An 11,795-nucleotide genomic window follows, 5' to 3' on the forward strand; every position below is an offset into this window, starting at 1 on the left:
GCAACACCCGCCCGATCACGCCGGGCTGCTCTCCCCCGGGTCTACCCGACGCATCCCGGCCCTCACGCGCCCCGGCGCGCGGACTCACCTCGTCCGGTACTCGGCCCACTGCCGGGCGGCGTCGGCGTGCCGCACGGCCCAGGGCTCGGCGATGTTCTCGAGGTTGAGTCTCCACTTGGCCGCGAACGCCTCTGCGAACCCGGTGAGATGCCGAGGATCGGCGGCCTTCCAGGCGGGGAACCGCGACAGCCACCCGTCCGCCTCGCCCGGCGAGTGCCCGGCCTTCAGCAACCACGGCACCACCAGCGCGAGTTCGAGCCACGCGGCGCCACGCGCGACGAAGGACCAGTCCACCAGCGCCACCCTGCCCGGCCCGATCAGGAAGTTGGCCGGGTTGAGATCGAGGTGCAGCAGCGCGGTTCCCGCGAGCGGCGCGACGTCGTCCATGACGGTCTCCCACCGCCGTCCCGCCTGCTTGGCGGCGAGGACGTCCGGGGCGGCGCGAGCCTGAAGGGCCTCAATGGTGACGGCGAGGATCTCCAGATCCGGTGAGCCGGGCGCGAAGTCGGCGTGCCTGCCGTCCACGTACTCGTAACCAAGGGCGAGCCACTCGCCGGCGTCCTGCCGGAACAGGAGCCGGGGAGCGAACTCGGTGACGTGCGGGTTGATCGCCGCTTCCCAGCGCAGCGCCCTGACCTCCGGGCCGTCGACCTCGGCGGAGATTCTGCGCGCCGCCTTGAGGAACAGCCGCCCGCGCGGCCCGATGACCGCCGAGGCGATGTCGGCATGGTTCCCCTCGACCGCCGGACGCACGCCGACGACCGGACCGGTGCGCGCCTCCACAGCGTCCAGCACGGCCCGAGGAAGCTCACCCCACTCGCGACGCACGGACCATCCCCCTTGCTGATCGATGGACGTTCCGCGCGGCTTACCGGTCTCGCGCGAAGGCGGCGATGGCGTCCATTGACGGGCGGTAGCCGTCTGAGGTGTCGACGTCCAGGGTGGGGACGTCCATCTCTACCTGCACGAAGGTGCCGTCATACGTCAGGGACGCGTCGGCGTGGGCTCGGCGGTGGCCGTCCGCTTCCAACCGCTGCGCGACCCGTTCCCTGCGGACGTGCTCCGGTGCGCCGCATCGGATGATCCGGATCTCGGCCAGCTCTTGGAGGGCCGTCAGGCGCGGGTTCCACACCTTGTCCTGGAACGCGGCCTCGGCGACGATCGTGCATCCCGATTCGAGCATCCGCCGCAGGACGTCGAAGAAGAGCTCGGTCGCCTGCCGTGTCATCGCGTCGCCGGGCTCGGCCCGGTACTCCGCGTCCGCGAGCACCATGCCCTGCTTGATCTCGTCGCGGAGCACCGCCGGACACCCCAGCACCCGCGCCAACTCATGCGCCAGCGTCGTCTTGCCGACGCCCGCCGGCCCGCTCACCACCACAAGAACCGCTCGCCCCATCCCGGCAGGCTAACCCGCCGGGATCAGGCGCGGACGAGCGTGACCTTGCGTCCGGCGGGCGACTCGACGGCTTCGACCGAGATGCGGTCGGCGACCGGCGGGGCACTCTTGCGGCGGTCGAACACGAGCAGCGTTCCGGTGTCCAGGCCGAGGCTGTCGAGGTAGCCGTCCAACTGCTCCAGGCCGTCCGGCACGGGATCGCCCTTGTCGGTGCGGACCTTGAGCTCATACGCCGACCACTGCATCGCACGGCAGCCGTCCTCGTCGATGTACGGCTTGCGGATGGTGAGGTCGAGACGCTTGCGACCGAGCGCGTACTCGCGGTCGATGAAACCGCCGCCGTTCACCACACGCTGCAGGAACGCCATGAAAGTGAGGTGACAGGCGGCCTCGTGGTAGGTGTGGCGGTTGTCCAGGATCCCCGCGTTCACCTTCCAGAAGGCGAGGAACTCCCGGAGCAGCCTGTCGGTGTCCAGGCGGCCGTCCGGCAGGAGGAAGGTTCGCGGCTCGGCGTCGATAGCGTCCTGGAGACGCCGGGACAGGAGCCGGATGATCACCTCCTGGTAGATCGGGTTGGAGATCTGCAACGGCCTCGACCGGGTGACCAGGCCGAGGTCCCGCACGTACGCGAGGTCGTCGTCGTAGGTGTCGTCATCGGCCTTGACGTCCCCACCCGTGATCATCGGTTCGATCATGCGCTGCACTCGGGGCTCGTGCACGCGCGAGACCAGAGAGTCCAGATGGGTGTCGCGCCGGCGGATGAGCCTTTCGACCGCCTGGTCCATCAGGTCGTCGGTGATCGGGTCGGACGCGGGAACGCCCATGACCTCGATGACCTCCCTGGCCAGGGCGTTCACCAGCCATGGCTGCCCCTGGCTCGCCTCGAACGCCCGCTGGACGGCGGGCGCCTCGAAGACCTGCCCCGTCGCCTCGGTGTGCTGGCCGTACAGCTTGGCGACCTCGTTGAACCCGAAGTCGCCTACCCGAAGCGCCGCGACGCTGATGTTGAACGGGCTGGCCGTACCCAGGCGGGACGGGTCCCCGCCCGCCGCCGCCTTGTAGTCACGGACGTTCCGCAACCCGCAGAGCACCACCGAATGCGGGAAAGGCGTCACGGAGGACGTGGCGCCGTCGCGTAGCTGGCCGAGCACCTCGATGAGCACGGAGCCGGTCAAGGAGTCGATTTCGTCGAAGAGCAGCACCAGAGGCAGCGGACTGCGCTTGGCCCATGCCCTGAGCCCCCTGAAGATCAGGCGGCCGGGCGGCGACGCAGGCCAGGGGTCGGGAGGCCGACACTCGACGGGAACCCCGAAGTCTTCGGCAGCGTCCGCGAGGGCCGTCAGAAGGCGTTCTTCGGCAACGCCGATGTCCTCCACCGTCTTGATCGTCTCGCAGGAGAACCGCACCGCGGCGTACCGCCCCGTGGCGTTGAGCGCCTGGGTTAGCAGCGTCACGGTGGTCGTCTTGCCCGACTGCCGGGGAGCGTGGATCACGAAGTACTTGCCCTGTTCGGCGTACCTCTGGGCTTCCGGCAAGCGGCCGAGCGGTTCGAGCATGTAGTGCTCACCCGGGATACACGGACCTGTGGTGTTGAACTCCTTCACTCTTCGTACGCTACCGGTCACACCCCGGGCCGGTGGGCGCTTCGGGACTTCAGGGACGGGGGCGCCACTCGGACGCGAGGAGGCCGTAGAGCTCGTCGTTGTGGAACTCGCCGTTGGCCCAGAAGGAGCCCCGCAGAGTGCCCTCGTGGGTGAAGCCGTTGCGTTCGGCGGCGGTGCGCATGGCGACGTTGTCGGTGAGGGTCTCCAACGCGATGCGGTTGAGGCCGCGGATGACGAAGCCGTAGTGGCAGAGGGTGCGGACGACGTCGGTCGAGAAGCCCTTGCCCCGCGCGGACGGGAGGAGCGTCATGCCGATGTGGGCCGAGCGGTTGTGCAGGTCGATGCCCCACAGGACGGCCGCGCCCGCGAGGCCGCCGGACGCCAGGTCCACGACGGAGAAGTCGGCGGCGGTGGGGTCGTCCTCGCGGACGGCGAACGGCGACCGCTCCGCGCCGAGCGGGACCCACGGACGGATGTCGGCGCGGGAGCGGGTCGCGACGTCGTTGTACAGCTCCTCGTGGAGCACCGGCACGTCGTCCGCGTGGCGGGCGCGCAGCCCGGTCTTCTCGCCTCGGATCATGCTCCTTGCTACCGGAGGCCGAGGCAGTTGATCAAGAGGCGGCGGCGTGGACGCGGGTGACGTAGACCCCCAGGACGCGGGACGTGCGGACGGGGCCGAAGTGGCGGGAGTCCCAGCTCGTGGGCCGGTTGTCGCCGAGGACGACGATCGTGCCCCGGGGGACGGTCGCGGCGGCCACGCGCTCGCCCACGGGGGCGGCCCACTCCTCGTCGAGGGGGTCGCCCGGGACGGCCACGGCGCGTTTGAGCAGCAGGACGTCGTGCGGGTCCGAACGCAGCAGGGTGATCTGACCTCGGCGGACGCGGCGGGTCCGGCGGATCAGGACGCGGTCGCCCGAGCGCAGCGACGGTTCCATGCTGTCGCCGTCCACGGTGGTGAGGATCAGCGTCCGGCGGACGGCGACGGCCGAGGCCGCCACCGCGGTGAGCGCGGCGAGGGTTCCGAGGGCCAGGGTGCTCCGGGTCATGAGGTCACCTCGTAGCCGTCGGCCTGGAGCCGGAAGAGGCGGGCGTAGCCGCCGTCCGCCTCCAGGAGTGAGTCGTGCGTGCCCTGTTCGGCGACGCGGCCGTCCTCCAGCACGACCACCCGGTCGGCGTCGCGGACGGCGCTGAGCCGGTGCGAGATGAGCAGGCACGTGCCGCCGCGCCGGTGCTCGCGCATGAGCGCGTGCACCTCGTGTTCGGCTTCGGGGTCGAGGCCGGAGCTGGGCTCGTCCAGGATCATCAGGTCGCGGTCCTCGCGGACGAGGGCGCGGGCGAGCGCGAGGCGCTGCCACTGCCCGCCGGACAGCACGACCCCGGACGCGGCGTCGTCGTCGAGGGCGAACATCCTGGTCAGGGGCGTGTCGTAGCCCTTCGGGAGCGCGGCGAGGCGGTCGTGGACGCCGGCGCGGGAAGCGGCGCGCTCCAGCCGGGACGGGTCGTCCAGGGCGGTGAGGTCGCCGACCGCGATGTTGTCGCGGGCGGACATCTCGTAGTTCATGTGGTCCTGGAAGACGGCGCTGATGCGGTCGCGGAGCTTCTCCGGCGGGATGTCGCGGATGTCCTCGCCGTCCCACAGGATTTGGCCACGCACCGGGTCGTACATCCGGCACAGCAGTTTGACCAGGGTGCTTTTGCCCGCGCCGTTCAGTCCGACGAGCGCGACGGCGCTGCCGTGCGGGATCGTCAGGTCGAGGCCGCGCAGCACCCACGGCAGGTCGTCGCCGTACCGGAACCACACGTCGCGGAACTCGATGCCGCGGCGCAGGGGAGGCGCTTCGCCGGTGACCGCGCGGGGCAGGTCGGACGGGGCGCGGACGACGGCGACGTAGTGCGTGAACGCGAGCAGGCGGGCCTGGCCACCGGAGATCGCGGCCGTCAGCGCGCCGAGCGCGGACTGCACCCCGGCCACGGCGGCGAGGAACATCGCGATGTCGCCGACGCTGAGCGTGCCGTGCCGCGCCGCGTTCGCCGCCCACCACAGGCCCGCTCCGGCGACGGCCGCGCCGAGCGCGGTGAGGCCGCCCTGGGTGCGCAGTTCCCGCAGGTCCATGCCGCGTTCGGCGGCGTTGGCGGCGCGCCGTTCGGCCATCATCCGGCCGCGCAGGAACGCGCCGATGCCGAACAGCCGGATCTCCGTCGCGGGCGACGTGCCGGTCAGAAGCTGGCCGTAGAAATACTCGCGCCGGTGGTGGTGCTCGGTGTCCCACTCCATGGCCGTCCGGCGGCGGGTCAGCAGGGTCTCCGCGACGAGCGCGGGCAGCGCGGCGGCGAGGACCACGCCCGTCATCGCCGGACTGAGCACCAGCAGCGAGCCGAGGAACCCGGTCAGCGACAGGACGCCGCCGAGGACGCCGCCGAGACCGTCCACCAGTTCGGGGACGCGCCGGACGCCGTCCTGCGCGAGCCTCAGCCGGTCCTGGTAGGCGGGGTCCTCGAAGGCGCGCAGGCCGACCTGGCGCTCGGCGGCGGCGAACAGCCGGTCCGTCCCCTCCAGGCTCGCGGCGCGGCCGATCTGAACAGCCGGTCCGTCCCCTCCAGGCTCGCGGCGCGGCCGATCTGGTTGCGGGTGAAGCGGGCGGCGGCGGGCAGCGCGGCCACGGCGAGTCCGGCCGCGGCCAGGCCGAGCGCGAGGCCGCCGACCGGCTCGCTCCCCTGGGTCAGCCGGTCGATCACCAGCTTGGTCAGCCAGGCCGTCACGATCGGCGCGACGGACGCGGCGACCGTCACGGCCAGGAAGACCGGCACCTCGACGGGCGCGGCCCGGCCGAGCAGGGCGACCGCCTCGGCGGCCGACGTCCGCATCGCCCGCGCGCCGAACCGCCGCGTGTCCTGGTCGTCCGGTCCGGTCATCGCCCGTTTCCGGCCGCCGGGACGGGGAGGGTGTGCAGGGGGAGCTCGTCCATGCGGGCGCCGGTGCCGGCGATCCGGCCGTCCGCGCCGAGCAGGTACAGCGCGGGGGTCCACTCGTTCCGGAAGGCGCGGGCGACCACGCCGCCCGCCCGGTCGGCCTGGACGACACGCGCGACCCGCTCCAGCGCGGCGACCGTCTCGGGCTCGTCGCCGCCGAAGACGGCCAGGACGTTCTCCCGGCCGAGGGACGCGGCGCGGTCGAGGAAGCTCGGGAGGAGGTCGTGGCAGCCCTCGCAGTTCGCCGAGAAGAAGGCGACCACTCCGGCCGCCGACCCGCGCGAGACCGGCTCGCCGGCGGTGGTCGTCGCGCTGAACTCGGGGACTTCCGCACCGGGTTTGAGGGTGAACAGGTCGTTCGCGCCCGGGGCCGTCCGGGCTCCCGCGGCGGCGTCCGCCCGCATCCGGCGGAGAATGCCGAAGGTGAGCATCATATTCAACACGGAAAGGACGCCGAAGAGGACGACCGCGGCCACCACATAAGGCATTGTCAGTTCCTCGGAAAAGAGGTTGATAAATACACGATCCGTTTCACGCCGCAGCCCGGGGGGCGGCGGCGGACGCCGGGCGGAACGCGGTGCGGCGCTCCGCCCGGCCTCCATCACGCCAGGGTCATGCCTCGCTCACGGAGAGGTCAGCAGCTGCCCTTGTAGGTCCACTCGCAGCCGGTCTGCGGGCAGCAGAACCGGAACCAGTAGCCGGGGTGGCCGGCCGCGTTGCAGAAGTAGGTGCCGCTGCAGGCGGAGGCGGTCTCCTTGGGGACGAGGCGGTCCAGGACGCGGTCGACGAGACGGCTCATGACACTCTCCTTTTCACAACGTCGCCCGGGAATCAGCGGGAAAGTAAACGGGCGCTAACCGTCCGCTCGCGAGTTTCTGCGGTCGGCGCCGTCCTTTCCCGGAAAACTCCCGGGCTTTCGGGGCACTTCAAAGTAAGCGTCGCCGCCGCGAATTCCGCAAGCCCCGAGATCGTCGCTTGCCGCCGCTTTGTGAGGTCATGCCGAACGCCCCGGCCAAGATGATCAAGTTTGCTGGTTTGCCCGGACGCCGCCGGACCCGGATCCAGCGGAACGCCGCCGGGACGCGACGTTCGGTGATCTTCGATTCGGCACCCCTCGGCCGGGCACCTCTCGGCCGGGCACCTCTCGGCCTCCGCGCCGTCAGGGCGTCTGGGACGGGAGTCCGAACAGCGGGAGGCACGGCTCCAGGCCGTCCACCTCCACGGGCACCGGCGGGATCCACTCGTCGTGGCGCAGGCGCATCCGGTTGCCCTCCACGCGCACGCCCGGACGACGTGCCGCTCGACGCCGTCCGGCCGGTAGCCGAGCTTCAGCGAGACGCGCAGGGACGCCTCGTTGTCGCCGTGGGCGCTGGAGACGGCGTCCAGCGCGCCCAGCCCGGCGAACGCCAGGTGCAGGACGGCGGCGCGCATCTCGCTGCCGATCCCCTGCCCGTGGTGCGCGCGGCCCAGCCACGACCAGGTGGTCACCTCGCGCTTGACCGCGAACCGCGTCGCGTCGAGCCCCTGCGTCCCGACGACCGCGCCGTCGCGCAGCACGACCAGGCCGAGGGACCAGTCGTCCGGCTTCCAGCCGCCGAGCAGCCGCCAGTGGTGCAGCACGACATGGCGGGCGACGACGGCGGGCGGCGCGTCCGTCCAGGGGTTCACGAACGGCATCACGGACGGGTCGTGGACGCCCGCCGCGGCCAGCTCCGCCAGGGACGCCAGTTGCTCGTCGGTCGGCAGCCGCAGCTCCAGGCGGGGCGTCCGGACGCGCAGTGACAGCAGAGGGAAGTGATCAGCCAGCATGCGCCCCATCGTGGCCGCGCGCACCCGTCCGGGTCAGCCGGTTTTCCGCCGTCCGGCCTCCGCGCCACCGGGTCCTCTCCCCCGCGTGCGGGCGGGGAGGTTCAGTCCTGGCAGGGGCGCGGGCGCAGCATCGGCGGACGGAGCTGCTCGGCGTCGCCGCGCGTGTAGAGCTGGGCCGGACGGCCGCCGTCGCGGGTCGTGGTGCGGCCCGTCGGGATGAGGAAGCGGTCCGCGCCGGTGACCTTACGGTGGAAGTTGCGCGGGTCGAGCGGCGTCCCCCACACGATCTCGTAGACGCGGCGCAGCTCGGCGACGGTGAACTCGGGCGGCGCGAACGCGGCGGCGAGCGAGGTGTACTCCAGCTTCGCGCGGGCGCGCTCCACGCCGTCCAGCAGGATGCGGCGGTGGTCGAACGCGGCCGGGTCGCGGTGCACCAGGTCGTCCACCGGCTGCCAGAGCACCTGCGCGCGGCTGGAGGCGGGCAGGTCGGGCGCGAGGCCGAGGTAGGCGACGCTGACGACGCGCTGGCGCGGGTCGCGGTCCGGGTAGCCGTAGGTGGCGAGCTGCTCCAGGTGGATGCGGACGTCGGCGAGGCCGGCACGCTCGGCCATCAGCCGGGACGCGGCGACCGGCAGGTCCTCGTCGAGCTGGATGAACCCGCCGGGCAGCGACCACGCGCCGTCGTAGGGGTCCCGGTCGCGCCGCCACACCAGCGCGCTCAGCCGCTGCTCCCGGACGGTGAGGACGACGAGATCGACGGTGACGGCGAGCCGGGGCACGGGCATGCCACGAACGTTATCCGGGTCACGCGGCCCGTGTGACCTTGTCGCCCTCAGGGACGGCGGTCACGGCGCGGACGGCAGCCGCGCCACGACGGCGTCGAGCAGTTCCCAGCCGTCCAGGTCCAGGTCGGAGCGGGTGTCCCAGCCGCGCTCGACCGCCGCGTCCAGGACGGCCCGGACGACGGACGGCAGGTGCAGGTTCAGGGGCGCGTCGTCCGCCGCCCGCCACACCAGGCCGTCGTGCATCGGGTAGCCGTCGTTGACGAGCAGGCCGCGTCCGGGGCGGAACGTGACCTGGAGGCCGCGGCCGCGGTGCCCGGTGCGGGCGATCCGGACGACCTCGCGGCAGTCCGCGCCGTCCGGCCCGTGCACGTGCCCGGCCGACCACCGGTACGCGTCCTCGCCGACCTTCAGCGAACGGATGCGGAGACGACCCAAGAACCTCACCTCGGAAGAACGGAGCGGTCGGGAGAGTGTCCCCTTCCGGGCGGAACCGCGAGGGGTGCGGCTGCCGGACGCGGCCCGGAAAGGGCCGGGGCCCGGAAAGGGCCGGGGCCCGGACGCGTCGCACGGGCGTCCGGGCCCCGGGTGGAGCAGAGAGGGTCAGGCTTCGGGAGCGTCGCCGGCGGCCACGGCCGGGGCCGTGCCGTTCACCGGCTGCTGCGGCTTGCCGTTCGCGGACGGCGCCGCGTTCCCGCCCGCGAGCAGGTTCCGGGCGAGCCCGAGGCCCGCGCCGCCCAGCGTGAGCGCCTTGGCGAGCATCTCCTCGATGCCCTCCGCGCCGTTCAGCACGACCATGTTGTCCACGTTGCCGAAGACGCCCGCGCCCGCCTCGACGATCTCCGGCCAGCGCTCGGCGAGCTGCTGGGCGATGACCGCCTCGGTGTTCTCCGACAGCGCCTGCGCGCGGGCCTTGATGGCGTCCGCCTCGGCGAGGCCCTTGTTGCGGATCGCCTCGGCCTGCGCCTCACCGAGGATGCGGGTGGCCTCCGCCTCGCGCTGCGCCTTGAGCTGCGTCTCGGTCGCCGCCGCCTGGGCGTGCGCGACGCGCTCCTCGCGCTCGGCCTCGGCCAGCTTCACCCGCTCGTACGCGCGCGCGTCGGCGGGCTTGCGGATCTGGCTTTCCAGCAGCTTCTCGGTGCGTTCGGCCTCCAGCTCGGCGTTGCGGGTCTCCTTCTCGATGACCTCCTGCTTCGCCTGCTGCTCGGCCTGCTGCACCTGGCCCTGGTACTCGGCCTTCTTGATCTCGGTGTCGCGGATGACGGCCGCGTTCTGCCGGGCCGCCTCCTGCTCGCGCTCGGTGGCCTCGCGGTCGCGCTCGGCCTCGGCGATGCGGGCGGCGGACGCGACGGCGGCGGCGTGCGGGCGGCCCAGGTTGGTGATGTACCCGGTGGAGTCCTCGATCTCCTGGATCTGCAGCGAGTCCACGACCAGGCCGAGCTTGCTCATCTCGTCGGCGGCGCTCAGCCGGGTCTCGCTGGTCAGGCGCTCGCGGTTGAGGATCAGGTCCTCGACGGTGAGGCCGCCGATGATGGAGCGGAGGTGGCCGGTGAACAGCTCGTGGATCGCGCCGTCCATCGACTTCTGCTGGTCCAGGAAGCGCCGGGACGCGTTGGCGATCGAGACCAGATCGTCCCCGACCTTGTAGATGACCACGCCCTTGACCTGCACCGGGATGCCCTGCTGCGTCACGCAGTGGACCTCGAGCGTGGTGCTGTGGATGTCCAGCCGGAGCTTGCGGGCCACCTGGAAGCCGGGCATCACCATGGTGCCCTTGCCCGTGACGACCTTGAAGCCGAGGCTGTCCAGCCCGTTGACCGGCTTGGACCGCGCGCCGAGCCCGGAGATGATCAGCGCCTCGTTCGGCTCGGCCACCCGCCAGATCATCTTGAACAGGACGATGAGCACTATGACGGCCGCGACGATCGCGATCGCGATGATGACCACTGGCATCCGCCCCTCCAACCGGCCCGGCCCGGGCCGGGACAACGGCACCGCCGGGGAGCCTGTTCGTCCGGTTTCCGGCACCGCTGATCACTAGACGGTATGCCGCCCCGTTCGGTTCCGCCCCGGCGGGGACGACCTCCCCGGACGTCCGGATCCGGCCGGAGCCCCGGAAGGGGACGACCGCGCACTTCAAGGGGGGTTCGCACCAGACGAAAGGTTCGCGACGGACGAGCGGATTCACGCCAGATGAGGAGGCTCGGGTCAGACGAGAGGGTTCGCGTCAGACGAGGAGGCTCGGGTCAGACCAGGGCGCGGGCGACGTAGACCGTGCGCGGGGGGTGGTACTCGACGACGACCACGATCTCGCCGACGCCGATCTCCTCCTTCGGGTCGACCGGGTGGGCGTAGAACGCCTCCGTCCCGCCCCGGACCGGGATCATCACCTCGCCGATGAGACGGGGCCCGATCCGGCCGATGACGCGTCCCTCCCTGCCGATCACGTGCCGCTCCCCCGGTCCGCGCGTCCCGCGCCGTCGTCCACCGCATTCCGCCGTCGTGCCGTGCGACCGATCGGCGCACGCCTGCACGGTATCCGGCGGGCGGTCACGGGAGATAGTGCTCGCTGCGCTCGTACGCCTGGCGGGCGATCTGCTCGACCTCCGCGCGGGTGGCGTTCGGGCCGAAGAGGCTGACCGTGGCGACGCAGTGGCGTCCGCGCAGCACCACGTACCAGGCCCGCGTGTGGGACGCGCCGCTGACGGTGCTGACGCCGACCGTCCGCGAGCCCTTCCCGATCGTCCCGCCGGGGAACTCGCTGACGCGGTGCTCGGCGGTCTGCGTCCCGACGCGGGTCCTGAAGACCAGGCACCCGGACGGGACGCGCAGGTCGAGCTGCCGCTGCGCCGCCTCGTCCGGCATGCCCATCAGGGTCTCGGTGACGACCTGGCCGTCGCCGCGGTTGAAGCTGGTGAGCGCGGCGGGCGCGGCCTTGTCCACCGCGGGCCGCGACCCGGCGGCGTCGGCGCAGCGCGGCTTGTCCAGGCTGACCTGCCGCTGGAGCTGCCCGAAGTTCTGGATGCCCTTCAGCGACCCGTACTCGCCCGCGTCCGGCTCGCCCGCGCGCCGGTAACCGGGGACGTCGGCGAGCAGGGCCTGCTTGAGCTGGTCGGAGCTGTAGCCGGTCAGCGCGAGCGCGGCCCGCCCGCCGCCGCCGCGCGAGCCCCCGCC

Annotated in this window: 15 protein-coding genes; all 15 read right to left on the reverse strand. The window is 72.4% G+C overall.

What is annotated here, in order from left to right:
* Window positions 1–84: 84 nt before the first annotated feature.
* Window positions 85–855 (reverse strand): protein kinase family protein, encoded by a 771-nt coding sequence (locus DZF91_RS15425; RefSeq protein ID WP_158587953.1) that lies wholly within the window; start codon window positions 853–855, stop codon window positions 85–87.
* Between the two features lie 73 nt (window positions 856–928).
* Window positions 929–1,456 carry an AAA family ATPase gene (locus DZF91_RS15430; RefSeq protein WP_117358165.1) on the reverse strand — a complete coding sequence of 176 codons (528 nt, stop codon included), beginning with the start codon at window positions 1,454–1,456 and terminating at the stop codon, window positions 929–931.
* A gap of 23 nt (window positions 1,457–1,479) precedes the next feature.
* Entirely contained in the window at window positions 1,480–3,060 is a 1,581-nt protein-coding gene (locus DZF91_RS15435) for an ATP-binding protein (RefSeq protein ID WP_199486656.1), read from the reverse strand.
* 49 nt (window positions 3,061–3,109) lie between these two features.
* A complete protein-coding gene (locus DZF91_RS15440; RefSeq protein ID WP_117358167.1) occupies window positions 3,110–3,640 on the reverse strand; it encodes a GNAT family N-acetyltransferase in 531 nt (176 codons plus the stop codon).
* 31 nt (window positions 3,641–3,671) lie between these two features.
* Window positions 3,672–4,106: a S26 family signal peptidase gene (locus DZF91_RS15445; protein WP_117358168.1), complete on the reverse strand. Its 435-nt coding sequence runs from the start codon at window positions 4,104–4,106 to the stop codon at window positions 3,672–3,674.
* Window positions 4,103–5,491 carry an ABC transporter ATP-binding protein gene (locus tag DZF91_RS15450; protein ID WP_235834312.1) on the reverse strand — a complete coding sequence of 463 codons (1,389 nt, stop codon included), beginning with the start codon at window positions 5,489–5,491 and terminating at the stop codon, window positions 4,103–4,105. Before DZF91_RS15450 ends, DZF91_RS15445 begins: the two co-directional genes overlap by 4 nt.
* A 38-nt stretch (window positions 5,492–5,529) precedes the next feature.
* Window positions 5,530–5,973, reverse strand: a complete 444-nt coding sequence (locus DZF91_RS42065) for a hypothetical protein (RefSeq protein ID WP_235834313.1) — start codon at window positions 5,971–5,973, stop codon at window positions 5,530–5,532.
* Window positions 5,970–6,518 (reverse strand): peroxiredoxin family protein, encoded by a 549-nt coding sequence (locus tag DZF91_RS15455; protein WP_117358169.1) that lies wholly within the window; start codon window positions 6,516–6,518, stop codon window positions 5,970–5,972. The genes DZF91_RS42065 and DZF91_RS15455 overlap by 4 nt, the downstream gene beginning before the upstream one ends.
* Before the next feature lie 146 nt (window positions 6,519–6,664).
* Window positions 6,665–6,829 (reverse strand): hypothetical protein, encoded by a 165-nt coding sequence (locus tag DZF91_RS41160; protein WP_199486657.1) that lies wholly within the window; start codon window positions 6,827–6,829, stop codon window positions 6,665–6,667.
* A 32-nt stretch (window positions 6,830–6,861) separates the two neighbouring features.
* On the reverse strand, window positions 6,862–7,839 hold the full coding sequence (locus DZF91_RS15460; protein WP_328589177.1) for a GNAT family N-acetyltransferase: 978 nt from the start codon (window positions 7,837–7,839) through the stop codon (window positions 6,862–6,864).
* A gap of 101 nt (window positions 7,840–7,940) precedes the next feature.
* A complete protein-coding gene (locus tag DZF91_RS15465; RefSeq protein WP_117358170.1) occupies window positions 7,941–8,624 on the reverse strand; it encodes an NUDIX hydrolase in 684 nt (227 codons plus the stop codon).
* A gap of 60 nt (window positions 8,625–8,684) precedes the next feature.
* Entirely contained in the window at window positions 8,685–9,059 is a 375-nt protein-coding gene (locus DZF91_RS15470) for a hypothetical protein (RefSeq protein ID WP_117358171.1), read from the reverse strand.
* Between the two features lie 165 nt (window positions 9,060–9,224).
* The gene (locus DZF91_RS15475) at window positions 9,225–10,574 is read right to left on the reverse strand and encodes an SPFH domain-containing protein (RefSeq protein ID WP_117358172.1); all 1,350 of its coding nucleotides are present in this window, start codon (window positions 10,572–10,574) and stop codon (window positions 9,225–9,227) included.
* A 293-nt stretch (window positions 10,575–10,867) separates the two neighbouring features.
* Window positions 10,868–11,068 (reverse strand): hypothetical protein, encoded by a 201-nt coding sequence (locus DZF91_RS15480; RefSeq protein ID WP_117358173.1) that lies wholly within the window; start codon window positions 11,066–11,068, stop codon window positions 10,868–10,870.
* Window positions 11,069–11,171: 103 nt separating this feature from the next.
* Window positions 11,172–11,795: hypothetical protein (locus DZF91_RS39825; protein WP_117358174.1), on the reverse strand; the 624-nt coding region annotated here is incomplete at its 5' end.

The sequence above is a fragment of the Actinomadura logoneensis genome (genome assembly GCF_003428695.1).
Taxonomy (GTDB): Bacteria; Actinomycetota; Actinomycetes; order Streptosporangiales; family Streptosporangiaceae; genus Spirillospora; species Spirillospora logoneensis.